This window comes from Arthrobacter sp. JCM 19049 (assembly GCF_001310435.1).
This window is the reverse complement of sequence record NZ_BAXF01000834.1, coordinates 1-704: the sequence shown is the minus strand read 5'-3', so window position 1 is coordinate 704 and position 704 is coordinate 1. Positions and strand designations below refer to the sequence as shown.

The window sequence follows — 704 nt, the reverse complement described above, 5'->3', positions numbered from 1 at the left end:
TTTCCCCGTACGGACGCCACCAGCCCGGGATCCTGGAAAATCCGCAGGCCCACGCCGTGTTCCTGGGCATCGACATGGTGCTGGAGGGGTTGGAGCCCGCCGCGAAGCGCGAACGGCTGCGCTCGATTCTGCGGATGATCACCGATGACGCGGTTCGGCTCATGGCCGGCCAGGGGGTGCTGGCCGACACTGAACCGGAGATGGCGCAGCTGCCGGCGAACCTGAGCCTGACCGTGGGCCTGAGCCGTGCCGCGATTGGGCTGATCGGCCCCGACCTGGCCCCCGCCAGCCTGGGACCGCTGCCCAAGTTCAAGATCGACCGGCTGCGTGAAGAGTACGGCCAGTCGGACCTGGTGATCCAGCTATGCGCGGAGGACCCCACGGTGCTGGCGCACGCGGTGCGTTCGGTGCGCAAAAACCTGCGCTCGATCACCCGGGTGAAATACGAGCAGCACGGGTTCACCCATGCCGCCAGCTCCCAACCGGCCGGTTCACCGTTCCGCAACCTGTTTGGGCAGGTGGACGGGATCGCGAACCCGAAGGATGACACCCGCCGACTGGCGGTGTTCGGCCATGAGCCGTCCGACGCCTGGTTCCCGGATGCCACCACCCTGGTGCTGCGCCGGATCCAGATGGATCTGGACACCTGGGATGAGGTGGACCGCCCCGCCCGGGACTTCGCGCTCGGCGCCGGCAGAGCGACG

Annotated in this window: 1 protein-coding gene; it reads left to right on the top strand. The window is 68.3% G+C overall.

All coding sequences use genetic code 11. From position 1 onward, the window contains the following. Positions 1-704, top strand: a 704-nt coding sequence (locus tag JCM19049_RS16600; RefSeq protein ID WP_279403470.1) for a Dyp-type peroxidase domain-containing protein, incomplete at both ends; no start/stop codon positions are given.